The 23430-nt window shown below is 72.5% G+C and carries 18 protein-coding genes; 14 read left to right on the top strand and 4 right to left on the bottom strand.

Annotated features, from left to right (window positions below):
* The first annotated feature begins 2 nt into the window (after positions 1–2).
* Positions 3–962, top strand: coding sequence for an electron transfer flavoprotein subunit alpha/FixB family protein (locus tag AB0B14_RS10200; protein ID WP_357071396.1), 960 nt, complete (start codon positions 3–5; stop codon positions 960–962).
* Positions 963–1058: 96 nt separating this feature from the next.
* Here AB0B14_RS10200 and AB0B14_RS10195 read toward each other — a convergent pair whose 3' ends face one another.
* Positions 1059–1916 (bottom strand): anti-sigma factor, encoded by an 858-nt coding sequence (locus AB0B14_RS10195; RefSeq protein ID WP_357522228.1) that lies wholly within the window; start codon positions 1914–1916, stop codon positions 1059–1061.
* The gene (locus AB0B14_RS10190) at positions 1870–2472 is read right to left on the bottom strand and encodes a sigma-70 family RNA polymerase sigma factor (RefSeq protein WP_357071401.1); all 603 of its coding nucleotides are present in this window, start codon (positions 2470–2472) and stop codon (positions 1870–1872) included. The genes AB0B14_RS10195 and AB0B14_RS10190 overlap by 47 nt, the downstream gene beginning before the upstream one ends.
* 230 nt (positions 2473–2702) lie before the next feature.
* Here AB0B14_RS10190 and AB0B14_RS10185 point away from each other — a divergent pair, with 230 nt between their 5' ends.
* From AB0B14_RS10185 to AB0B14_RS10155, 7 genes are all read left to right on the top strand, one after another.
* Positions 2703–3533 carry a DUF4397 domain-containing protein gene (locus tag AB0B14_RS10185; RefSeq protein ID WP_357071404.1) on the top strand — a complete coding sequence of 277 codons (831 nt, stop codon included), beginning with the start codon at positions 2703–2705 and terminating at the stop codon, positions 3531–3533.
* Positions 3530–4183: a class F sortase gene (locus AB0B14_RS10180; RefSeq protein WP_357071407.1), complete on the top strand. Its 654-nt coding sequence runs from the start codon at positions 3530–3532 to the stop codon at positions 4181–4183. The genes AB0B14_RS10185 and AB0B14_RS10180 overlap by 4 nt, the downstream gene beginning before the upstream one ends.
* Before the next feature lie 91 nt (positions 4184–4274).
* A complete protein-coding gene (locus tag AB0B14_RS10175) occupies positions 4275–5450 on the top strand; it encodes a cysteine desulfurase family protein (protein ID WP_357071410.1) in 1176 nt (391 codons plus the stop codon).
* 210 nt (positions 5451–5660) lie between these two features.
* Positions 5661–6734 carry a tRNA 2-thiouridine(34) synthase MnmA gene (gene mnmA / locus AB0B14_RS10170; protein WP_357071412.1) on the top strand — a complete coding sequence of 358 codons (1074 nt, stop codon included), beginning with the start codon at positions 5661–5663 and terminating at the stop codon, positions 6732–6734.
* 37 nt (positions 6735–6771) lie between these two features.
* On the top strand, positions 6772–7776 hold the full coding sequence (locus AB0B14_RS10165) for a methionine synthase (protein WP_357071415.1): 1005 nt from the start codon (positions 6772–6774) through the stop codon (positions 7774–7776).
* A 36-nt stretch (positions 7777–7812) separates the two neighbouring features.
* Positions 7813–8178 carry a VOC family protein gene (locus tag AB0B14_RS10160; protein ID WP_357071418.1) on the top strand — a complete coding sequence of 122 codons (366 nt, stop codon included), beginning with the start codon at positions 7813–7815 and terminating at the stop codon, positions 8176–8178.
* A gap of 30 nt (positions 8179–8208) precedes the next feature.
* On the top strand, positions 8209–9219 hold the full coding sequence (locus AB0B14_RS10155) for an ADP-ribosylglycohydrolase family protein (RefSeq protein WP_357071420.1): 1011 nt from the start codon (positions 8209–8211) through the stop codon (positions 9217–9219).
* Positions 9220–9577: 358 nt separating this feature from the next.
* Here AB0B14_RS10155 and AB0B14_RS10150 read toward each other — a convergent pair whose 3' ends face one another.
* Positions 9578–10120 carry a type II toxin-antitoxin system PemK/MazF family toxin gene (locus AB0B14_RS10150; RefSeq protein ID WP_357522227.1) on the bottom strand — a complete coding sequence of 181 codons (543 nt, stop codon included), beginning with the start codon at positions 10118–10120 and terminating at the stop codon, positions 9578–9580.
* 511 nt (positions 10121–10631) lie between these two features.
* Here AB0B14_RS10150 and ligA point away from each other — a divergent pair.
* The 6 genes from ligA to AB0B14_RS10120 all read left to right on the top strand — a co-directional run bounded on the left by ligA (position 10632) and on the right by AB0B14_RS10120 (position 21448).
* Positions 10632–12767 (top strand): NAD-dependent DNA ligase LigA, encoded by a 2136-nt coding sequence (gene ligA, locus AB0B14_RS10145; RefSeq protein ID WP_357522226.1) that lies wholly within the window; start codon positions 10632–10634, stop codon positions 12765–12767.
* A gap of 157 nt (positions 12768–12924) precedes the next feature.
* Entirely contained in the window at positions 12925–15591 is a 2667-nt protein-coding gene (locus tag AB0B14_RS10140) for an EAL domain-containing protein (protein WP_357522225.1), read from the top strand.
* 146 nt (positions 15592–15737) lie between these two features.
* Complete coding sequence (gatC, locus tag AB0B14_RS10135; protein ID WP_357522224.1) at positions 15738–16043, top strand: Asp-tRNA(Asn)/Glu-tRNA(Gln) amidotransferase subunit GatC; 306 nt, start codon at positions 15738–15740, stop codon at positions 16041–16043.
* Positions 16040–17515, top strand: coding sequence for an Asp-tRNA(Asn)/Glu-tRNA(Gln) amidotransferase subunit GatA (gene gatA, locus AB0B14_RS10130; RefSeq protein ID WP_357522223.1), 1476 nt, complete (start codon positions 16040–16042; stop codon positions 17513–17515). Before gatC ends, gatA begins: the two co-directional genes overlap by 4 nt.
* Before the next feature lie 13 nt (positions 17516–17528).
* Positions 17529–19028, top strand: coding sequence for an Asp-tRNA(Asn)/Glu-tRNA(Gln) amidotransferase subunit GatB (gene gatB / locus AB0B14_RS10125; RefSeq protein ID WP_357522222.1), 1500 nt, complete (start codon positions 17529–17531; stop codon positions 19026–19028).
* Between the two features lie 62 nt (positions 19029–19090).
* Positions 19091–21448, top strand: a complete 2358-nt coding sequence (locus AB0B14_RS10120; RefSeq protein ID WP_357522221.1) for a pyruvate dehydrogenase — start codon at positions 19091–19093, stop codon at positions 21446–21448.
* Positions 21449–21757: 309 nt separating this feature from the next.
* On the opposite strand, the gene AB0B14_RS10115 is transcribed toward AB0B14_RS10120, so the two are convergent.
* The gene (locus AB0B14_RS10115; RefSeq protein ID WP_357522220.1) at positions 21758–23377 is read right to left on the bottom strand and encodes a metallophosphoesterase; all 1620 of its coding nucleotides are present in this window, start codon (positions 23375–23377) and stop codon (positions 21758–21760) included.
* Positions 23378–23430: the final 53 nt, after the last annotated feature.

Raw genomic sequence — 23430 nt, 5'->3', positions numbered from 1 at the left:
ACATGTCTGAGGTTCTCGTCGTCGTCGAAGCCACCAAGGAATTCGGCGTCAAGAAGGTCACCCTGGAGATGCTCACCCTCGCCCGCGAGCTGGGCACCCCGAGCGCGGTGGTGCTCGGCGGCGCCGGCGCCGCCGAGGCGCTGAGCGGCAAACTGGGCGAGTACGGCGCGGAGAAGATCTACGCCGCCGAGGGTGACGAGATCGACGGCTACCTGGTGGCCCCCAAGGCCACCGTGCTGGCCGAGCTGGTCACGCGCGTGCAGCCGGCCGCCGTGCTGCTGGCCTCGGCCCAGGAGGGCAAGGAGATCGCCGCCCGCCTCGCCGTCAAGCTGGACAACGGCATCCTGACCGACGTGGTCGGCCTGGACACCGACGGCACCGCGACCCAGATCGCCTTCGCCGGCTCCGCCATCGTCAAGTCCAAGGTCACCAAGGGCCTGCCGCTGGTCACCGTCCGGCCCAACTCGGTCACCCCGACCCCGGCGGCGGCCACCCCGACGATCGAGCAGCTCACCGTGTCGGTCACCGACACCGACAAGCTGGCCAGGGTCGTCGAGCGGGTCGCCGAGCAGAAGGGCTCCCGCCCCGAGCTGACCGAGGCCGGCGTGGTCGTCTCCGGCGGTCGCGGAGTCGGTAACGCCGACAACTTCAAGCTCGTCGAAGAGCTGGCCGACCTGCTCGGCGGCGCCGTCGGCGCGTCCCGCGCGGCCGTCGACTCCGGCTTCTACCCGCACCAGTTCCAGGTGGGCCAGACCGGCAAGACGGTCTCCCCGCAGCTCTACGTCGCGCTCGGCATCTCCGGTGCCATCCAGCACCGGGCCGGCATGCAGACCTCGAAGACCATCGTCGCGGTCAACAAGGACGGCGAGGCACCGATCTTCGAGCTGGCCGACTTCGGCGTGGTGGGCGACCTGTTCAAGATCGTCCCGCAGGCCGCCGAGGAGATCCGCAAGCGCAAGTGACCCGCTGACACGACAGTGGCCGCCCCGATCCGGGGCGGCCACTGCTTTTTCGTGGGGAGCTGATCGGCGGGCCGGGGAGCTGAGCCGGCCCGCCGATCAGCCCGTCAGGGTGCCCCTCACCAGGCTGTCGCCGGAGTGGCGGGTGTTGTTGTCGAACCGTTCCGCGGAGACGTCGACCACCGAGTAGGTCTTGAGGTCGACATTCGGGGGCAGGGGTAGCAGGGCATCCTGGCCGCCACCCAGGGTGCCGACCGAGAACATCTCCATCGTCGTCGGATTGATCAGCCAGACCTCGTAGTACCCCGGGACGCGCGGGAGATTCGCCACATGCAGATGTAGTTGGCCGTCCTGGAGAACCCGGGCGTCACCCCTGGCCGCCGGGGGCGTCGACCCGTACGCCGCCAGCGGGGCGCTCGCCACCACCACCGGCTTCGGTGTGGGCGCCGGGTCGTCCGGCCGGAGCACCGAGACCGTGCCCACCACACCGACCGCCGCGGCGGCGGCAGCGGTCACCGCGGTGGCCGCCCAGCGGGACCAGCCACGGCCCCGGCGAGACCGCCGAGCCGAGTCCAACCGGGTGACGGTCGGCTCCGCCACTGTGCCGATGGTCGGCTCCGCCACTGTGCCGATGGTTGGCTCCGCCACCGTGTCGACGGTCGGCTCCGCCGTCGTGCCGGTGGCCTGTTCCGGCACCGGCGGGCGGCGGATCTCGGTCACCGGCGGTCGGGTCTCCGCCGCGCTGACCTGGGCCAGGATGCCCTGCCAGAGGTGCTCCGGCGGGTCGGGCAGGTCGGCGAGGCCCTGCGTCTCCACGCCGAGTCCGGCGATCTGCCGCAGGGTCGTCATCTCCACCCGGCAGTGTGCGCAGGTGCCGAGGTGGGTGCTCTCCCCGTTGTCCGCCTCGCTCTCACCGAGCGCCAGAAAGACCAGCCGGTCGTGGTCCAGGTGCTGCACCGTCCACCTCCCATCTGCGTTTCAAGCTCGCCATGCCGCGCCGGATGTGGCTCTTGACGGTGCCCAACGGCACCCCCGTCACCGTGGCAATCTGCTGGTGGGTCAGGTCGTCGTAGAAGGCCAGCTCCAACATGCGTCGCTGGTCGTCGGGGAGACGGGCCAGCTCGTCGGCGATCACCAGCCGGTCCACCACGCGGTCCGGGTCCGGGTCGGCCGGCGCCGGCTCGGGCAACTGACGGACCGTATCCACCACCCGGGTCTCCCGGGCCGAGGCGCGCATCCGGTCGATCACCTTGCGCCGGCCGATGCCGAGCAGCCAGCCGATCAGCGACCCCTTGGCCGGGTCGAAGGTGTCGCGACCCAGCCAGGCGGCGACGAACGTGGCCTGGGTGACGTCCTCGGCGTCGGCGCGGTTGGCCAGCATGGAGGTGGCCAGGTGGAACACGGCCCGACCGTACCGGTCGTACGCCTCGCGGAGCGCCACGTCGTCGCCCGCGCGGAAGCGGAGCGCGAGGTCGTCCACCGGAGGGTCCGGTTCCTCGTGCAGGGCCGTCATCGGGCGGTTCGCCTTCGATGGGGCATGCCCGACTGTAGCTGCCACAGTCTCCGCCCCACTCTCCCGGTCGATGTCATCTCAGCAGCTCTTCGCCTCGCGACCCCGGTTCGGATGCAGGTGGGGCCGAAAAAGAAAAGTGCGTCGGTGTCGCATCCACCCGTCCAGACGGCGGCGTAACCCGTTCTGCAAGTCAGGCCTGACGAATCAGCACCAATCACCAGGAGGCAGACATGCAGTTCTCATCCCTGCGTCGGGTCGCGGCGGGCGGCGCGGTCGCCGCGCTGGCCTTCGCCGGAGTCGGCGCGCTCACCGCCACCCCCGCGTACGCCGCCACGTCGAAGGTCTCCGTCGTGCACGGCATCCCGGACACCCCGGTCGACGTCTACGTCAACGGCAAGAAGACGCTGGAGAACTTCAAGCCCGGCGACGTCGCCGGCCCGCTGAGCCTGGAGGAGGGCGACTACGACATCGCGCTCACCAAGCCGGGCGAGCCGGTCGGCAGCGCGATCCTCAAGGTCGACAACGCGGCGGTGCCGGGCGGCGCGAACATCAGCATCGCGGCGCACCTGGACGCCGCCGGCCAGCCGAAGATCACACCGTTCGTGAACGACGTGTCGAAGGTCGACGCCGGCAAGGCCCGGCTGATCGTCCGGCACACCGCCGCCGCCCCGGCGGTGGACGTACGCGCCGGCGGCACCCCGGTCTTCGAGGGCCTGACCAACCCGAAGGAGGCCAAGGGTGACGTCGACGCGGGCAGCGTGAAGGCGGACGTGGTGCTCGCCGGCACCGACACCGTGGCCATCGGCCCGGCGGACCTCAACCTCAAGGAGGGCACCGCGACGATCGTCTACGCGATCGGCTCAGCCGAGGGCAAGACCCTCGGTGTGGTGGCACAGACCATCACCGGCCTGCACTCCGCCCCGGGCGGCGTGCCGAGCGGTGACGGCGGTCAGGCTGGCACGGGCCTGGGCACGTGGTGGTACACGCTCACCGGTGCCGGCGTACTCCTGCTGTTGTTTGGTGGTGTGCGGATGGCGACCGCGCGGACCGGTCGCAGGTGACGGTGCGCAACCGCGGCGCGCTGGCGGCCCTGGCCGCCGGCGTTGCCGCGCTCACCGTCGCCGCCGTGGTGGCGGGCGGCTCCCGGCCGGCCGGAACCGTGGGCGCCGCGGAGGCGAGCGCGTTGGCCAGCACCCCGACGACCGCCGCCAGCGTTCCGTCGGTCCCGGTGACCGCCGGTGAGCTGCCGGTCGACGCGGCGATCATCCCGCCGGTACGGCTGGTGATCCCGGAGATCGACGTCACCGCCACCGTCGACGCGGTAGGCATCAACGAGCGGACCAACGAGTTCGAGGTGCCGCCGAGCGTCGACCAGATCGGGTGGTACCGCTACGGACCCGGCCTGGAGGCCCCCGCCGGCTCGGTGGTCATCGCCGGTCACGTGGACAGTGCCAGGCAGGGCAGGGGGGCGTTCTTCCGACTCCGTGAACTGGACCAGGGCGACACGCTGACCGCGACCGGCAGCGACGGCACGGCACGGCGCTACCGGGTCGTCGCCCGGGAGGAGTACGCGAAGACCAGGATTCCGTTGGACCGGTACTTCGCCCGGGACGGCAAGCCGCGACTGACCCTGATCACCTGTGGCGGGCCGTTCGACGCCAAGGCGCGCAGGTACCGGGACAACATCGTCGTCACCGCGGTGCCCGCCTGACCGGGCCGGGGTGGGAAGCGCCACCCCGGCCGTCGCGCCGGGTCCCCTCCGCCATCCGGGCTCCGCGGTGTCGGCCGTAGGCTGAGCGGTGATGGCTTACCTGGATCACGCGGCGACGACTCCGATGCTCGATGAGGCACTGGAGGCGTACGTCGCTACCGCCCGCGAGGTCGGCAACGCGTCCTCCCTGCACGCGGCGGGTCGCCGTGCCCGCCGCCGGGTCGAGGAGTCCCGCGAGAAGGTGGCCGCGGTGCTGGGCGCGCGGCCGTCCGAGGTGATCTTCACCGGTGGTGGCACGGAGAGCGACAACCTCGCGGTCAAGGGCATCTTCTGGGCCCGCCGCGGAGCCGACCCGCAACGCCGTCGGGTGGTCTCCAGCGCCGTCGAGCACCACGCGGTGCTGGACGCGGTGGACTGGCTCGTCGAGCACGAGGGAGCCGAGGTCGGCTGGTTGCCGGTGGACGCCGCCGGTCGGCTCGACCCGGAGGACCTGCGCGCCGAGTTGGCCGCGCACGCCGACCGGGTGGCGGTGGTCACCGCGATGTGGGCGAACAACGAGGTGGGCACCGTCCAGCCGGTCGCCGAGTTGGCCGCCGTCGCGGCCGAGTACGGTGTGCCGTTCCACACCGACGCCGTCCAGGCGGTCGGTCAGGGGCCCGTCGACTTCGGCGCCAGCGGTGTCGCCGCGCTGACCGTCACCGGGCACAAGTTGGGCGGCCCGACCGGGGTGGGCGCGTTGCTGCTCGCCCGGGACGTGGCGGCCACGCCGCTGCTGCACGGCGGCGGCCAGGAACGCGACGTCCGCTCCGGCACCCTGGACACCGCCGGCATCGTCGCCTTCGCGGTCGCCGTCGAGAGCGCGGTGAAGGGCCAGCAGGAGTACGCGGCCCGGGTGGCCGCACTCCGCGACGACCTGATCGAACGGGTTCGTCGGGCGGTGCCCGAGGTGATCTACAACGGCGACCCGACCTGCCGGCTGCCCGGCAACGCGCACTTCTCCTTCCCGGGCTGCGAGGGCGACGCCCTGCTGCTGCTGCTCGACGCGCAGGGCATCGCCTGTTCGACCGGGTCGGCCTGCTCCGCGGGTGTGGCCCAACCCTCACACGTGCTGCTGGCGATGGGCGCCGACGACGACCGCGCCCGCTCCTCGCTGCGCTTCTCCCTCGGCCACACCAGCACCCAGGCCGACGTCGACGCCCTCATCGCGGCCCTCCCCGGCGCGGTGGACCGAGCCCGCCGAGCCGCAGCCCTCCGCACCCCCCGCTAACAGCCCCCCGCCCCTCGCCCCTCGCCCACCCTCTTCTCTCCGCGGTCGATCATGGAGTTGTGGTGCCGAGAAGATGGCGAATGACGGCTTTTGTCACCCACCACAACTCCTTGATCGACGGAGGGCTGAGGGTGGAACAGGTCACTTTGCCGCCAGCGGAGCCGGTGCGGGGTGGGTGGGTAGGCTGGCGGTGGGGAAGGGAGTGCGCTGGTGAGGGTTCTGGCGGCTATGTCGGGCGGGGTTGACTCGGCCGTGGCGGCGGCGCGGGCGGTGGCGGCCGGGCATGACGTGACAGGCGTACACCTGGCGCTGGCCCGCAATCCACAGACCTACCGGACCGGGGCGCGCGGCTGCTGCACGCTGGAAGACTCCCGGGACGCACGACGGGCCGCCGACGTGATCGGCATCCCGTTCTACGTCTGGGACATGGCCGACCGCTTCCACGAGGACGTGGTGGACGACTTCGTCGCCGAGTACGCCGCCGGCCGTACGCCGAATCCCTGCCTGCGCTGCAACGAGAAGATCAAGTTCACGGCGGTGCTGGACCGGGCGGTGGCCCTGGGCTTCGACGCGGTGGTCACCGGGCACCACGCCCGGCTCGGCCCGGACGGGCTGCTGCGGCGCAGCGTCGACATCGCCAAGGACCAGTCGTACGTGCTGGCCGTGCTCACCCGCGAGCAACTGGACCGGTCGATCTTCCCGCTGGGCGACTCGACGAAGGCGCAGGTCCGTGCGGAGGCCGCCGAGCGTGGCCTGGCGGTGGCCGACAAGCCGGACTCGCACGACATCTGCTTCATCGCCGACGGCGACACCCGCGGCTTCCTGGCCGGCCGGCTCGGCGAGGCGCCCGGCGACGTGGTCGACGCGAGCACCGGCGCGGTGGTCGGCAGTCACCGCGGCGCGTACGCGTACACGGTGGGGCAGCGTCGCGGCCTGCACCTGGACCGGCCGGCCCCGGACGGGCGGCCGCGCTACGTGCTCTCGATCACGCCGAAGACCAACACGGTGACCGTCGGCACCGCCGAGGCGCTGGAGGTGTCCGAGGTGCGCGCCGTTCGTCCGGTCTGGACCGGCGGCGCACGGCCGGACGCGCCGGTCGAGTGCGAGGTGCAGTTGCGTGCGCACGGCGACGTGGTCCCGGCGACCGTCGCTCTCGACGGTGACCTGCTGCACGCCGAGCTGCGCCGGCCGGTCCGCGGCGTCGCCGCCGGTCAGGCCGTGGTCGCGTACCGGCCGGACCCGGCCGGCGACGTGGTCCTCGGCTCGGCGACCATCACCGCCTGACGGCGCGGCACGGGGGTTCGCGGGATAGCCTTCGGCCGTGACAGATCAGGCGTGGCCCTGGCCGGCCGGTGCGGCAACCGGAATTGGTTCGCTGCCCGGCACCGACATCGGCGAGGCACAGCGGGTGGTCCTCGGTGAGCTTCCCGAGCTGCCCCACCTGCCCGAGTTGCCGGCCCGTGGCCCCGGCGCCGACCTCATCGGCCGCAGCGCCGGGCTGCTGGTCGAGCTGCCCGTCGAGGTGTACGCCGGCCGGTGGCGGGTCGCCCCACGCCCGGGCCGCGACCTGCGCCGGGCCGCTGACCTCATGGAACGCGACCTGGACCAGCTCGCCGAGCAGGCCGAGGAGTACGACGGCCCGATCAAGGTGCAGGCCGCTGGTCCGCTGACGCTGGCCGCCTCCCTGGAGTTGCCGATCGGTGGCCGCCTGTTGCGTGACCCCGGCGCGGTCCGCGACCTGACCGGCTCCCTCGCCGAAGGGCTGCGCGCGCACGTCGCGGCGGTGGCCCGGCGGTTGCCCCGGGCGTCGGTGCTGCTGCAACTGGACGAGCCGTCACTGCCGACCGTGCTGGCCGGGCGGGTGCCGACCGAGAGTGGCCTGGGCGCGTACCGGGCGGTCGAGTCGGTGGACGCGGCCGCGCTGCTGCGCGAGGTCGTCGACGCGGTCGGCGTGCCGACGCTCGTGCACTGCTGCGCCCCCGACGTACCGCTGGAGCTGATCCGCTCCACCGGCGCCGTCGCGGTCGCCCTCGACCTCGACCTGGTCACCAAACTGGACCCGCTGGGCGAGGCGATCGACGCCGGCCTCGGGTTGCTGGCCGGGGCCGCGCCGACCCGACCGCCGTCGGCCGGTGGCGCGCCGACCTCCGCGCAGATCGCCGACCGGGTACGCCAGGTCTGGGACCGCCTCGGCTTTCCTCGTCGGCAGTTGGCCGAGCAGGTGGTGCTCACCCCGGCCTGCGGTCTCGCCGGTGCCACCCCGGAGTACGCGCGGGCGGTGCTCGCGGCCTGTCGGGACGCCGGTCGGCGGCTCGCCGAGGACTGAGGTTTCCTGTCGTACCGGGTGGGCAGGATGACGGTCATGATTGGACAGCTGCGTTCAGTGGTGATCGATTGCCCGGATCCCCGGGCGTTGGCGGAGTTCTACGCCGAGCTGCTCGGCGTACCCATCGCCGACGGGGAGACGGAGTCCGACTGGGTGGTGCTGGGCGGTCCGCCCGGCCACCAGCCGCGGGTGGCCTTCCAGCAGGCGCCCGACCTGCGGCCACCGGCCTGGCCGGACCCGGAGCGTCCACAGCAGTTCCACCTGGACGTGACGGTGGACGACATCGAGAGCGCGGAGAAGGCGGCCCTCGCGCTCGGGGCTCGGCGGCTGCCGGGCGAGGGCGACGGTTTCCGGGTCTACGCCGACCCGGTCGGCCACCCGTTCTGCCTCTGCTGGGACTGAGCCCGACGGGGGTTGCGGCGGCCGGGCATCATGGCCGCCGTGATCCCCACCTCCGCGCTGCGCGCCTCCGGTTCACTCTTCGGCCTCGCCTACGGTGACGCGCTCGGCAAGCCGACCGAGTTCCTGACCGTCGCCGAGATCGAGCACCGGTACGGCCCGACCGGCCCACGTGAGCTGTCCGGCGAGCCGGCACTCGTCACCGACGACACCCAGATGGCACTCGCGGTGGGCTGGGCGCTGCACGATGCGCCCTCGCTCACCCCGGAGGCGGTGGAGCCGCTGCTGCGGCAGCGCTTCCTGGCCTGGGCGGTCAGCCCGGACAACAACCGCGCCCCGGGCATGACCTGCCTGCGGGCCTGCGCGGAGCTGAGCCGTGGGCTGCGCTGGCAGGAGGCGACAGTGGCCGGGTCGAAGGGGTGCGGCGCCAACATGCGGGTCACCCCGGTCGGGCTGCTCGACGTCGACCTGGACACGCTGGCCGGGTTGGCCCAGCTACAGGCCGGGATGACCCACGGCCACCCGACCGGGCTGGCCGCCAGCGAGCTGACCGCGTACGCGGTCTTCGCGCTGCGCGCGGGCGCCACACTGCCCGAACTACCCGCGCTGCTCACCGAGCGGGCGCTCGCCCAGCGCCTGGTCTACCGGGAGCAGTGGCTGGGTGACCTCTGGCAGCGTCCCGGTACACCGTCACCGGAGACGTTCATCGCCCGAGGCTGGGACGAGTGCCTGACGGCGCTGGGCCGACTGACGACCGCCCTGAGCCAGCCGGACGACGGCGGCGACCCGTGCCGGGCCACCGGGGAGGGCTGGGTTGCCGAGGAGGCGCTGGCCACCGCGCTGCTCTGCGCCATTCGGCACGTCGACGACCCGGTGGCGGCACTGGCCCGGGGCGCGACCACCGCCGGCGACTCCGACTCGATCGCCGCACTGGCCGGCGCGTTTGTGGGCGCGGCCGCCGGCATGGCCGCCTGGCCGACCGGGTGGTTGGACCGCATCGAGTACGCGGACCAACTCGCCACCCTGGGCGCCGCCTGGGACTGACCCCACCTGCCTGCCCTGTCCTCGGTGCTGACCGGCGCGGTCCTCGGTGCTGCCCCGCGCGGCCTCGGCGGTGCCCCGCGCGGCCTCGGCGGTGCCCCGCGCGGCCTCGGCGGTGCCCCGCGCGGCCTCGGCGGTGCCCCGCGCGGCCTCGGCGGTGCCCCGCGTTGGTCCCGGGGGGCGTGATCCACTCGGCTTTCTGAAAGTCGCGGTGTCCGTTGGTGTCGGATGCCGCGTTTTGCAGGAAGCCGAGTCGATCATGCCTTCTTTGGGCAGGGCGGACGGGGTAGTGGGCCCGCCGGATAGTCAGGGTGACGGGGTGGGCTCGCCGGGCGGTCATGTCGACCGGGCCGCGGGGTGGTCAGGGGGTGGGCAGGTGACGCAGGCTGCGGACCTTGCGCCACAGGTCGGCGTCGCAGCGGCCGGCGTGGTCGGCGAAGGCGGCCGAGTTGAGTCGGATCGGCTCGGTCAGGCTGAGGTAGCTGTCGTGCTCCGCGCCGGGGTCCCAGTCCCGGGTGGGGATCCGCACGTGGTCGTCCCGGTCACTCTTGTCCTGGCTGGTGATCTTCAGGACGTCCGCCCCTCGGGAGTCCGCCCGCAGCACCAGACAGGGCCGTACCTTCGAGCCACTGCCATCGGCGTACGGCACGTCGGCCCACCAGATCTCGCCCGGTGCCGGGGCATCCCGCCGGTCGGTGTCCGATGAGCGGGGCTTGGCGCCCGGCCGGTCGGCGCCACGCGGTCGAGGTGGGGTGGGTCGACGACCACCGGTGCGGGCCGTGGCACGGCGATCCGGTCGGGTGCCCGAGGGTCGGGTGGAAACCCGGTGCCGCCAGCTGTTCCATGCCCAACCCGCACCCACCGCCAGCAGGATCGCCACCGCCCAGAGCAGTGCCTCGCGCATCGCATAACCTCCTGCTCACCGGCGGACGCATCCCCGCCGCCTGCCCACCGGCGGACGTAGCGCCGCCTCGTGCCCACCGGCGGACGTAGCGCCGCCTCGTGCCCACCGGCGGACGTAGCGCCGCCTCGTGCGTACCGGCGGACGTACCCCCGCCTCGTGCCCACCCGCGGACGCGCCCCCGCCTGGTGGCCACCGGCGGACGTAGCGCCGCCCCCTGGCGGCTCGCGGGTCGCACCGTGCGGCGATCCTCGCACGCCGTCGCCCGTGCCGCCCGCCAACCACACCGCGGCTGCCCCGACGCCCCGCGGCACCCGGAGGACACCCCCTTGATCACTTGAGGCTGAGTAGTGGGATCGGCCCGTCGAGAACCACTCAGCATCAAGTGATCACGGAACGCGGTGGAGAGGAACGTCGCTGCTGGCGCGGGCGGGCAACGGATTGTCCCACCGGCCCGATACCGTGCCGGAGTAGCGTGATCAGGGAGGTCGCAGGCGTGTCCGAAGGTGGCGGTGTGTCCGAGGAGCAGATCGGTCAGCAGGTCAGCCCGGAGCAGGAGGCGGCGGCCGGGGCTGAGCCGACGCCGCCGGCCCGGGAGCGGCACGCCACGCTCAGCCGGGAGCTGACCGAGCATCAATACCGCTACTACGTGTTGGACGCGCCGATCATCGCCGACGCCGAGTTCGATCGGCAGTTGCGCGAGTTGGAGGCGCTGGAGACGGAGTTCCCGGGGCTGCGCACGCCCGATTCGCCGACCCAGCGGGTGGGCGGCACGTTCTCCACCGACTTCACCCCGGTCACCCATGCCGAGCGGATGCTGTCGCTCGACAATGCCTTCGCCGACGAGGAGCTGGCGGCCTGGGCCGAGCGGGTCGAACGGGACGCGGGCGGCCCGGTGCCCTACCTGTGTGAGCTGAAGGTCGACGGGTTGGCCATCAACCTGACCTATGAGAAGGGCAGGCTGGTCCGGGCCGCCACCCGGGGTGACGGTCGCACCGGTGAGGACGTCACCGCCAACGTACGCAGCATCCGGGACGTGCCCAGCGAGCTCGCCCCCTCCGCCGAGTTCCCAGACGTCCCGGAGCTGCTGGAGGTCCGGGGCGAGATCTACTTCCCGATCGCCGGCTTCGCCGATCTCAACGCCAGCCTGGTCGAGCAGGGCCGGGCACCGTTCGCCAACCCGCGCAACGCCGCCGCCGGCAGCCTGCGGCAGAAGGACCCGCGGGTCACCGCCTCCCGGCCGCTGCGCCTGGTCATGCACGGCATCGGCGCCCGCCGGGGGTTCCAGCCCACGGCCCAGTCCGAGTCGTACGCGGCGCTGAAGTCGTGGGGGTTGCCGACAAGCGATCGGTGGCGGGTCGTCCCGGATCTGGCCGGCGTGGCGGAATACATCGCGCACTACGCCGAGCACCGGCACGACGTCGAGCACGAGATCGACGGGGTGGTGGTGAAGGTCGACCCGGTCTCCATCCAGGGCCGGCTCGGTTCGACAAGCCGTGCCCCACGCTGGGCGATCGCCTTCAAATACCCGCCGGAGGAGGTCACCACCAAGCTGCTCGACATCGAGGTCGGTGTGGGGCGCACCGGGCGGGTCACCCCGTTCGCGGTGCTGGAGCCGGTGCATGTGGCGGGCTCGACTGTCGCCCAGGCCACCCTGCACAACGCCAGCGAGGTGGAACGCAAGGGCGTGTTGATCGGCGACACGGTGGTGGTGCGCAAGGCAGGTGACGTGATCCCCGAGGTGCTCGGCCCGGTGGTCGACCTGCGTCCCGCCGACGCGCGTGCGTTCGTGATGCCCACCACCTGCCCGTCCTGCGGCACGCCACTCGCTCCCGCCAAGGAGAGCGACGTCGACATCCGCTGCCCCAACACCCACAGCTGCCCCGCGCAGCTGCGGGAGCGGGTGTTCCACCTGGCCGGCCGAGGGGCGTTCGACATCGAGGTGCTCGGCTACAAGGGCGCGGGAGCACTACTGGACGCGCAGATCATCACCGACGAGGGCGACCTCTTCCAGCTCGACGCCGAGCAGCTGGCCCGGTCCCCGTTCTTCGTCAACAAGGACGGCACCCTCGGCAGCAACGCGGCCAAGTTGTTGGACAATCTCGTGGTCGCCCGGCAGCGCGAGCTGTGGCGGGTGCTGGTGGCGCTCTCCATCCGGCACGTCGGCCCCACCGCGGCTCGGGCGCTCGCCCGGCATTTCCGCTCGATGGACGCCATCGAGGCGGCCACGGAGGAGGAGCTGTCCTCGGTCGACGGGGTCGGGCCGACCATCGCGGCGAGCCTTCGGGAGTGGTTCGCGGTGGACTGGCACCGCGAGGTCGTCCGCAAGTGGGCCGAGGCCGGCGTACGGATGGCGGAGGACGTGGTCGACGAGGGGCCGCGCCCGTTGCAGGGGTTGACGGTGGTGGTGACCGGCACGCTCGCCGGTTTCTCGCGGGATCAGGCCGCCGAGGCCGTGGAGACCCGGGGCGGCAAGGTCAGCGGGTCGGTCTCCAAGAAGACGAGCTTCGTCGTCGTGGGGGACAACCCCGGGTCCAAGGCCGACAAGGCGGTCAGCCTCAAGGTGCCGGTGCTCGACGAGGCCGGGTTCCAGCTCCTGCTCGACGCGGGGCCGGATGCCGCACGGGAGGTCGCTCAACCGGGCGGCTGACCCCGCCCGCGGCACGGCGCGGCGACAGGTCGCGTATACCAACTTAATTACGACTACGACCGATTCGTGACTGTCATACCGGGAAACCGGGGGCTGAGGGCGTTTCATTGGGTCACGACGTGCGCACCGGCACGTCGACGGTCGGTCGGGAGGTGTGGTGGAGGTCGCCGATCCACGCAACTCGCTGCCCCCGGGGCGAGTGGCACCGTTCGCTGCCTTCGTCGTCGGCATCCTGGTGGTGGCCACGCTGACCGCCGCCGTTCCACTCGCGACGCTGCCCGGTGAGGTGTCCGGGCTGCCGGTGGCGTTCTGGACGATGGCCGCGCTCGCCGTGCTCTGCGACGCCCGCCCGTTCGTCCCGCCGGGGCGCCGGCAGACCTCGGCGGTGTTCCCCTCCACCTGCTTCACCTTCGCGATCCTGCTGGGTTGGGGCCTCGGCCCGGCGGTGGCGGTGCAGGCGGTGGGTGTCGTCGTCTCGGGCTGGCGGATGCGGCACGCGGCGTGGCGGACGGCGTTCAACGTCGGTCAGTACGCGTGTGCGCTCGCCGCCGCGTACGGGGTGATCCTGCTCGGGCCGGGCACCATCTTCTCCGGCGGACGGTTGCACTGGACCGACGTGGCCGCCGTCGGCGGCGCGACGCTGGCCTGGTTCGTCGTCAACTACGTGTTGGTCAGCTGGGCGGTGCGGCTGCGCTTCGGGGACCGGTGGTGGCCCACCCTGCGGCAGGGGCTCGGCTTCGAGTTGCTCTCCACCGGTTCACTGCTGCTGCTCGCCCCGGTGCTGGTCGCGGCCTCGCGGGTCAGCGCGGCGCTGATTCCGCTGGTGTTGGTGCCGCTCTTCGCCGTCTACCGGATGGCCCGGCTGACCGTCGAACAGCAGCACCTCGCCGCCGCCGACCCGCTGACCGGCCTGCCCAACCGCAAGGCCCTGTTGGCCGAGGTGGCGGAGCAGGTGCACCTGCATGCCGAGCGGACGGCCCGTGGCGGACCCGACGGGCAGTTGGCGCTGCTGCTGATCGACCTGGACCGCTTCAAGAACGTCAACGACGCCCTCGGGCACGCGGTGGGCGACCGGCTGCTGGTCGAGGTGAGCGCACGGCTCACCGACGTGCGGCCCCGACCTCAGATGATCGCCCGGCTCGGCGGTGACGAGTTCGCCATCGTGATGACCGGGCTGACCGACGTCGCTCAGGCGCGGGAGCTGGCCGACCAGGTGGTCCAGGCGTTGGCCGAGCCGGTGCCGCTCGACGGGCTTCCGTTGGACGTGGGCGGGTCGATCGGGATCGCCCTCTTCCCCGAACATGGGGAGGACTTCGCCACCTTGATGCGCCACGCCGACGTGGCGATGTACGACGCCAAGCACCGCAACGACACGGTGGCCGTCTACGCCCCCGAGTCGGACCACAACTCCGCCGAGCGTCTTGGCCTCCTCGCCGATCTGCGCCGGGTGCTGGAGTCCGGCCCACCGGTCGTCGAGCCCTCCGCCGCCGACCCGGCCGAGCAGGGCGAGCGGGCCGAGCAGGGCGAGCGGGCCGAGCAGGGTGGGCGGGGCGATGGGAACGGCCGGCACGCCGTACCGGATGAGGTTGGCGCGGAGCGGGCGGTCGGCGTACCCCTCAGTGCGACGGCCGAGGTGCGCGGCGGTGACGGGGCGGCGCTGCCCACCGGGGCCGAGGCCGCGCCACACGCGGACCCGGCGCCGGCCATCGTGACGGCACCGCCGCCCGGTCGGCGCTGGGGGCGCCGTCGGCGCGGCGACGCGGAGTTGGCGCACGCCGACGAGCTGATCAAGCGGATCGCCACCGGTGCCGACCCGATCCGGGGTCGCAACACCCGCGCCACGGTCAGCGGCAACCGGCCGGGCCCGGCCGGGGAGCGACGCGCCGGGCTCGGAAACGACAGGCGGTCGCCGAACGGAAGCGCGGTCACCGCGATGGGCAACGGTGGCCTCGGGCCGCGGCGGGACATCGGGCCGGGCTCAGCAGGGCGACCGCTCGAACCGACGGGGTGGGCGCACGCGGACGGTGGGCCGGCCGACGACGCCGGGGAAATCACCATGTACTACCAGCCGCAGATCGCCATCGCGACCGGCGAGGTGGTCGGTGTCGAGGCCCTGCTGCGGTGGCGACACCCGCGGCGGGGCATGGTCGACCCGGAGGAACTCATCCGGGTCGCCGAGCAGAGCGCCGTGATGCGGCTGCTCACCCGTCGGGTGGTCGACGACGTGGTGGAGCAGCTCGCCACGTGGTCGGCGGCCGGCATCGGCCTGCGCGCGGCGCTGAACGTGAGCGTGCGCGACCTGCACACCGGCGAGATCGCCGACCAGATCGCCGACCGGCTGGCCCGCTACGGGGTGCCGGCCGAGCGGCTACAGGTGGAGATCACCGAAGGGGCGTTGATGGCCGACCCACGCCGGGTGCTGACGACCATCTCCCAACTGCACCGGATCGGGGTGGGCATCGCGCTCGACGACTTCGGCACCGGCTACTCGTCCTTGCAGCACCTGCGCAGGCTGCCGTTGTCGGAGGTGAAGGTGGACCGGTCGTTCGTACTCGGCATGGCCGACGACGCCGACGACGCGGCGATCGTCCGGTCGATGATCGAGTTGGCCGGCGCTCTGGGGTTGCGGGTGGTGGCCGAGGGCGTCGAGGACGAGCGGACCTGGCGGATGTTGCACGCCGCCGGCTGCGACGCGGCGCAGGGCTGGTTCTACGCCCGACCCATGCCCGCCGCGGAGCTGGTCACCTGGCTGGCCCGGTACCGGCCGGTGCGCCCGACCGGGGGGCACCCGCAGGCCGACGTCACACGCCGCCCCACCCGCTGACGCGGCACGGGGGCCGGCGGAGGGGGAGTCCGGGGACGCGGCACCGGAGCGGAACAATAGACTCGCTCCGGTCACCGCGCGTCACGCTCCAGTCGTCGCGCGGCCGGCACACCGCCCGACCAGCAGGACATCAGAAGGGGGCACGGATGGCCGCCATCTCCCGCGAGGAGGTCGCGCACCTGGCGCGCCTGTCGCGGCTCGCCGTCACCGAGGAGGAGCTGGACACGTTCGCCGGCCAGCTCGACGTGATCCTCCAGGCGGTCGCCCAGGTCGGCGAGGTCGCCGCCCCGGACATTCCACCGACCTCGCACTCGGTGCCGTTGACCAACATCTTCCGCGAGGACGTGGTCACGCCGTGCCTGACCCCGCAGGAGGCGCTGTCCGGCGCGCCCGACGCCGAGGACCAGCGGTTCCGCGTTCCGCGGATCCTGACCGAGGACGTGGCTTCATGACCGATTTGATCAAGATGACCGCGACGGAGATCGCCGCGCTGGTCGCCGGCGGCGAGGCCTCCGCCGTCGAGGTGACCCAGGCGCACCTGGACCGGATCGCCGCGGTCGACGACCGGGTGCACGCCTTCCTGCACGTCGACAGCGACGGCGCGCTCGCCGCGGCCCGCGCGGTGGACGAGCGCCGGGCCGCCGGTGAGGAGTTGGGCCCGCTCGCGGGTGTGCCGGTCGCGGTGAAGGACGTGCTCGCCACCCGGGGCGTGCCGACCACCGTGGGGTCGAAGATCCTGGAGGGCTGGCGCCCGCCGTACGACGCGACGATCGTGCAGCGGTTGCGCGAGGCCGGCACGGTGATGCTCGGCAAGACCAACATGGACGAGTTCGCGATGGGCTCCTCCACCGAATACTCGGCGTACGGCCCGACGCACAACCCGTGGGACCTCAGCCGGATCCCGGGTGGCTCGGGTGGTGGCAGCGCTGCGGCGCTGGCCGCGTACGAGGCGCCGCTGGCGATCGGCTCGGACACCGGCGGCTCGATCCGCCAGCCCGGTGCGGTCACCGGCACCGTGGGCGCGAAGCCCACCTACGGCGGCACCTCCCGGTACGGGCTTGTCGCCTTCTCCTCGTCGCTGGACACTCCCGGCCCGTGTGCCCGTACGGTGCTCGACGCGGCCCTGCTGCACCAGGTGATCGGTGGGCACGACCCGCGGGACTCCACCTCGATCCCGCAGCCGGTGCCGGACGTGGTGGCGGCGGCGAAGCTCGGCGCGACAGGTGACCTGACCGGCGTACGGCTCGGCATCGTGAGCGAGTTCGTCGGCGAGGGCGCCGAGCCGGGCGTGATGGCCGCGTTCCGCGAGTCGGTGGACGCGCTGACCAAGATGGGCGCCGAGGTCGTCGAGGTCTCCTGCCCGACGTTCGCGTACGCGCTGCCGGCGTACTACCTGATCGCCCCGAGCGAGTGCTCCTCCAACCTGGCCCGGTTCGACGGCGTCCGGTTCGGCCTGCGGGTCGGCGACGACGGCAACCGGTCGCTGGAGGAGGTCATGTCGTTGACCCGGGAGGCCGGCTTCGGCCCGGAGGTCAAGCGCCGCATCATGATCGGCACGTACGCGCTGTCGTCGGGCTACTACGACGCGTACTACGGGCAGGCGCAGAAGGTCCGGACGCTCATCACCCGGGACTTCACCGCCGCGTTCGAGCGGGTCGACGCGCTGATCTCGCCGACCACCCCGTTCACGGCCTTCCCGATCGGTGCCCGCACCGCCGACCCGTACCAGATGTACCTGGCCGACCTGTTCACCATTCCGACGAACCTGTACGGCGGGCCGGGCATCTCGGTGCCCTGTGGCCTGTCCGACGGGCTGCCCGTCGGCCTGCAGGTGATGGCCCCGACGCTGGCCGACGACCGGATGTACCGGGTCGCCGCCGCGTTGGAGTCCGCGATCGGCACGTTCACCCCACCGGCGCTGTGAGGCAGGAGCCCAGATGACCACGACACTGCCCGCGTACGACGAGGTCGTTGCGCGCTTCGAACCGGTGATCGGCCTGGAGACCCACGTCGAGCTGGGCACGAACACCAAGATGTTCTGCGGTTGCCCGACCGACTTCGGTGGCGAGCCGAACACCCGGGTCTGCCCGGTGTGCCTGGGTCTGCCCGGTTCGCTGCCGGTGGCCAACAAGGCGGCCATCGAGGCGATCATCCGGATCGGCCTGGCGTTGAACTGCTCGATCGCGCAGTGGTGCCGGTTCGCCCGGAAGAACTACTTCTACCCGGACATGCCGAAGAACTTCCAGATCAGCCAGTACGACGAGCCGATCTGCGTCGACGGTTACCTGGACGTCGAGGTGGGCGGCGAGACGGTGCGGATCGAGATCGAGCGGGTGCACCTTGAGGAGGACACCGGCAAGACGCTGCACGTCGGTGGTGCCACCGGCCGCATCCACGGCGCGACCGAGTCGCTCGTCGACTACAACCGGGCCGGCATCCCGCTCGTCGAGATCGTCACCAAGCCGATCACGGGCACCGGTGCGCTCGCCCCGGACGTGGCCAAGGCGTACGTCGCCGAGCTGCGCGACGTGATCCGCACCCTCGGCGTCTCCGACGTGCGGATGGAGGAGGGTTCGCTGCGCTGCGACGTGAACACCTCCCTCAACCTGCCGGGTGCGGAGTGGGGCACCCGCACCGAGACCAAGAACGTCAACTCGCTGCGGTCGGTGGAGCGGGCGGTCCGCTCGGAGATGCTGCGCCAGGCGTCGGTGCTCGACGCCGGGGGCCGGATCACCCAGGAGACGCGCCACTTCCACGAGGACACCGGTGACACCACCCCGGGTCGCTCGAAGGAGACGGCCACCGACTACCGGTACTTCCCCGAGCCGGATCTGGTGCCGATCGCCCCGGACCCGGCCTGGGTCGCCGAGCTGAAGGCCGCGCTGCCGGAGCTGCCCCGGGTGCACCGGCGTCGGCTCCAGGAGCAGTGGGGCCTGTCGGACCTGGACATGCAGTCGGTGCTGAACGCCGGCGCGGTCGAGCTGATCGAGGCCACCGTGGCGGCGGGCACCACCCCGGCGGCGGCCCGCAAGTGGTGGCTGGGTGAGCTGTCCCGCCGGGCCAACGAGAGCGGTGTGGAGCTGGCCGAGATCGGTGCCACCCCCGCCCAGGTCGCCGAGCTGCAGGGGCTTGTCGACGCCGGCAAGCTCAACGACAAGATGGCCCGCACGGTGCTGGAGGGCGTGGTCGACGGTGAGGGCTCGCCCACCGAGATCATGACCAGCCGGGGCCTGGAGGTCGTGTCGGACACCGGCGCGCTCACCGCCGCCGTGGACGAGGCGATCGCCGCGAACCCCGGCATCGCCGACAAGATCCGCAGTGGCAAGGTCGCGGCGGTCGGCGCGCTCGTCGGCGCGGTCATGAAGACCACCCGTGGGCAGGCCGACGCGAAGACCCTGCGGGAGCTGATCCTGGAGCGCCTCGGCGTCCAGGGCTGACCGGCACACCCACCCCGCACCCCTCGCGAGGGCGTCAACGGCGACGCCCGAATGGAGCCACCGTGACCCAGCACGACCTCGATGTCCTCGACGAGATCCAGCGGCGGGTGCTCTGGCTCGCCACGCGGATCGTGGACGCCGCCAACCACGACCGGGCCACCGGCGACGGGGTGAAGGTCGGTGGCCACCAGGCGTCCAGTGCCTCCCTGGTCACGGCGATGACCGCGCTCTGGTTCGCGCACCTGGACGCCGAGGACCGGGTAGCGGTGAAGCCGCACGCGTCCCCGGTGTTCCACGCCATCCAGTACCTGCTGGGCAACCTGGACCGCTCCTACCTGCCCCGGCTGCGCGCCCGGGGCGGCCTCCAGTCGTACCCGTCACGCACCAAGGACCCGGACGAGGTGGACTTCTCCACCGGTTCGGTCGGGCTGGGCGCGGCGGCGCCGCTCTTCGCCGCCGCCACCCGGCGGTACGTCGACGCGCACTTCGGGGCCCGCCCGCACTCCCGGTTCGTGGCGCTGATCGGGGACGCCGAGCTGGACGAGGGCAACATCTGGGAGGCGGTGGCCGACCCGGCGACCACCGGCCTGGGCAACGTGATGTGGCTTGTCGACTTCAACCGGCAGTCGCTGGACCGGGTGGTCCCCGGCATCCGGATCAACCAGTGGCGGGGTCAGTTCGAGGCGGCCGGTTGGCACGTCGTGGAGGTCAAGTACGGCCGTCGGCTCGCCGCGGCGTACGCCCGGCCGGGTGGCGAGGCGCTGCGCGACTGGATCGACGCGATGCCCAACGAGCAGTACCAGTCGCTGTTCGGGTTGACCGGCCCGCTGCTGCGCAAGCAGTTCCTCGACGGCGCGCCGGCCGGCATCGACGAGCTGATCGCCCACCTCAGCGACGAGGAGCTGGGCCCGCTCGTCACCGACCTGGGCGGGCACGACCTGTCCGCCATGCTCGACGCGTACGCCCAGTGCGACGCGGTCACCGACCGGCCCAGCGTCGTCTTCGCGTACACCGTGAAGGGTTGGGGTCTGCCCATCGCCGGCAACCCGCGCAACCATTCCGCGCTGCTCAGCTCGGAGCAGGTTGACACGCTGCGCGCCGCGCAGGGGTTGACCCCGGAGACCGAGTGGGACCGCCTGGACCCGGCGTCGCCCGCCGGCATCCGGGCCGGCGCCCGCCGGGAGGCGCTGTCCCGCGCGCCCCGCCAGCGCGCGTTGGGGGTCACCGTCCCGGAAAGCACGGGAGTACGCGCAACCAAGCCGATCTCCACCCAGGAGGTCTTCGGTCGGGTGCTGGTGGACCTGGCGCGGGACCGGGAGGTGGGCCGCTACCTGGTCACCACCGCCCCGGACGTGGCCACCTCCACCAACCTGGCCGGGTTCATCAACAAGACCGGGGTGTTCGCCCCCACCGAGCAGCGCTCCTGGACCGAGGACCGGATGCTGCGCTGGACGGAAAGCCCCGCTGGGCAGCACATCGAGCTGGGCATCTCGGAGATGAACCTGTTCCTGCTGCTGGGTCAGCTCGGCCTCTCCTGGGACCTGTCCGGGCAGCCGCTGCTGCCGGTGGGCACGGTCTACGACCCGTTCGTGCTGCGCGGGCTCGACGCGTTTCTGTACGGCACGTACTCCGGCTCCCGGTTCGTGGTGGCCGGCACCCCGTCCGGCATCACCCTGGCCCCGGAGGGTGGCGCCCACCAGTCCACCATCACCGCGTCGGTCGGCCTGGAGCTGCCCGGGGTGACGTTCGTCGAGCCGGCGTACGGCGCCAGCCTGGACTGGCTGCTCTGCGACGCGCTGGGGCAGATCGCCGGTGGGTCGGCCCCGGCGGCGACCGCCGCGCCCGCCGAGGACGGCGCGTACTACTTCCGACTGAGCACCCGCCCGCTGGACCAGGCGCCGTTCGAGGCGGCCCGGGCGCGGCTCGGCGACGCGGTGCTGCGTCGGCAGGTGGTCGCCGGGGCGTACCGGCTGGTCGATGCCCACCAGGCGTATCCGCACCTGGCCGACGCCCCGGTGGTGCAACTCGCCGCCTCCGGCGCGGTGCTGCCCGAGGTGCTGGCCGCCGCCGCGGAGCTGGCCGACGAGGGCATCGCCGCGCACGTGGTCGACGTGACGAGCCTCGACCGGCTCTACCGCGCCTGGCAGCGCACCCTGCGCCAGGGCGTACGGACGGCCACCGTGCCCAGTGTGCCGGGCGCGCTGCGGTCCGCGTTCGCCGACCGGGTGCCGGTGGTGACCGTGCACGACGCCGCGTCGCACGCGATGGCCTGGCTCGGGTCGGCGGTCGGCGCGCCGGCGGTGCCGCTCGGTGTGGACGAGTTCGGCCAGTCCGGCACCGTCGCCGAGCTGTACGAGTTGCACGACCTGCTGCCCGGCAGCATCGTCAACGCCGCCCTGGCCGCCATCGCCCTGCGCTGACCGCGACGGGGAGCGGTATCACACTGAGTGAATCGCATCGGAAAGAAGCCGTTCGCAACTTGCTGTGATCGCTCCTGTCACCAACACCAGGCCGTTTCCTTCCTTTGCTCTGCACCCGTCGATGCGCCACCCGTTCTGAACAGCGAGAACTGTTCGTTGCTCTGTCGGCGTCATGCCGTGGGTGACGCACGGACAGTGACTGGTGCAGATTGGGCAGCAGAGCAAAGGGGGGAAGCGGGGGTGGCGGGGGTTCGCCTTTGTTTACTCCCAGTCGCGCTTGAGGGGCGGTGGTCGCCCTTCGACGCCGCGTCAGCCCGTCGGGCTGGCGGCGGGCGAGGTGGGCGAGGTGGGCGAGGTGGGCGAGGTGGGCGAGGTGGACGACGTGGGCGAGGGGGACGCCCCGGTCGGGTTCTCCACCAGGTGCCGTTCCAGGTTGACCTGGGCCTGCCCGGTGCCGCCCACGGTGATGGTGTCGTACGCCTGGAGCATCTTCTGCTGGTCGAAGTAGAGCACGCTCATCGACAGCGGGGTCGGCTTCTCACCCTCCAGACCGCGCAGCCCGGCGCCGCCGGTGGACCCCTCCACCATCAACGTGGTGGGCTGCTGCCCGGGGGCCTGCGGCAGCTTGGAGACCTGCTGGGAGTGGGTGTGCCCGGCCAGCACCAGCGGGCAGGTGCCGGCGAGCGGCCCGGCCGACGCCGGGTCGTGCACCAGCGCGATGTTGACCGGCCGGGGTGACTGACGCACCGTGGTCGCGAGCTGGCCGCCGACGCCGATCACTTGGTCGGCGACCTGTTGGGTGAGGCCGCTGCCGGCGGGTGAGGTGTTCTTGTCCGGGGTGAAGCGGGGGTCGCCGATGCCCGCGATGGTCAGCCCGGCGACTGTCGTCGTCGAGTTGTTCAGGACTATCGCGTTGGGTTGGCGGGCGACGGCGGCGGCGGTCTTGCCGGAGTCGTGGTTGCCCCGGATGAAGACGTACGGCTTCTTGAGCAGGCCGATCGAGCCGACGAAGGACGCCTCCGGCTCGCTGCCCCAGTCGGTGATGTCGCCAGTGTCGATCACCGCGTCGATGCCGAACTGCTCCACCACCGTCCGGATCAGTTGCCAGCCGGTCGGGTTGAGGTGCATGTCGGAGACGTGCAGCACCCGCGTGGTGCCCGGGGTCGGCTCCAGCAGCGGAAGCGCCGAGACGGTGGTGTAGAGCTGGCTGACGTTGCCGACCAGGCGTTGCAACTGCTCGGCGTACTTCGTGTAGTCGTTGGCGATCCGGCGGGCGTCGCCGACGATGGCTGGTGCGTTGACCAGCAGACCCTCGTAGCGTGGCTCCTCGATCGCCTGGGGACGTACGGTGGCCGCCGCCGTGCCGAGGCTCCCGGCGGTGACCAGCAGCGCGAGCCCGCCCGCCCAGGCGGTCCGTCGGGCGTTGCGGAAGATCAGCCCGGCCAGCACCAGGGTGACCAGCACCGACGCGCCGAGGGCCCGCAGGCCGAGCCGCATCACACCGGAGCGGACGTCCTCCACGGCGCTCTGGCTGGCCCGGCTGATGCTGGCCGGGTCGTCGATCAGCGCCTCGGTGCGTCCCTGGTCGAGTGCGCCCAGCCGCACGGTGAGGTGGGTCGGCCCGTCGTGGCTGTCGAGCAGCAGCGCGCCGAGCGGCGGGATGTCGACGGTGGTGCCGCCGTCGCGGGCGGGGGAGATGCTGAGGTTGGCCCGGAACGGCCCGATGTCGGTGTCCACCTGACCGCCGGCCAGCACCCCGAGCACCGCCCCGGCGAGGGCCACGGCGAGGACGGCGACCACCAGCCCGATGCGGCGCAGCGGGCCGCCGGGGCCGACAAGCGAGCGCGTGGGGCGTGGCGGATCACCGTCGGTCACCGGGACGTCCCGGTCACCGGCGTCGTCGTGCTGCTCGTCGCGCTGCCCGTCCATGGTGAAATTCTGACCTGCCCGTTGGAAGATCTTGGCAAACCTGAACGGATGGT

This window comes from Micromonospora sp. NPDC049171, assembly GCF_040648275.1.
Classification (GTDB): Bacteria; Actinomycetota; Actinomycetes; order Mycobacteriales; family Micromonosporaceae; genus Micromonospora.
Note: the sequence above shows the minus strand (reverse complement) of the source record. Positions and strands in the feature narration are given on the sequence as shown.

What these genes read in the sequence shown, in the direction of transcription:
- AB0B14_RS10160 (WP_357071418.1), top strand. Translation starts at nt 7,813, where the DNA reads ATGATTGGACAGCTGCGTTCAGTGGTGATCGATTGCCCGGATCCCCGG.
- gatC (WP_357522224.1), top strand. Translation starts at nt 15,738, where the DNA reads ATGGCCGCCATCTCCCGCGAGGAGGTCGCGCACCTGGCGCGCCTGTCG.
- AB0B14_RS10190 (WP_357071401.1), bottom strand. Translation starts at nt 2,472, where the DNA reads ATGACGGCCCTGCACGAGGAACCGGACCCTCCGGTGGACGACCTCGCG.
- AB0B14_RS10175 (WP_357071410.1), top strand. Translation starts at nt 4,275, where the DNA reads ATGGCTTACCTGGATCACGCGGCGACGACTCCGATGCTCGATGAGGCA.
- AB0B14_RS10155 (WP_357071420.1), top strand. Translation starts at nt 8,209, where the DNA reads ATGGCCGCCGTGATCCCCACCTCCGCGCTGCGCGCCTCCGGTTCACTC.
- gatA (WP_357522223.1), top strand. Translation starts at nt 16,040, where the DNA reads ATGACCGATTTGATCAAGATGACCGCGACGGAGATCGCCGCGCTGGTC.
- gatB (WP_357522222.1), top strand. Translation starts at nt 17,529, where the DNA reads ATGACCACGACACTGCCCGCGTACGACGAGGTCGTTGCGCGCTTCGAA.
- AB0B14_RS10115 (WP_357522220.1), bottom strand. Translation starts at nt 23,377, where the DNA reads ATGGACGGGCAGCGCGACGAGCAGCACGACGACGCCGGTGACCGGGAC.
- AB0B14_RS10150 (WP_357522227.1), bottom strand. Translation starts at nt 10,120, where the DNA reads ATGCGCGAGGCACTGCTCTGGGCGGTGGCGATCCTGCTGGCGGTGGGT.
- AB0B14_RS10200 (WP_357071396.1), top strand. Translation starts at nt 3, where the DNA reads ATGTCTGAGGTTCTCGTCGTCGTCGAAGCCACCAAGGAATTCGGCGTC.
- AB0B14_RS10185 (WP_357071404.1), top strand. Translation starts at nt 2,703, where the DNA reads ATGCAGTTCTCATCCCTGCGTCGGGTCGCGGCGGGCGGCGCGGTCGCC.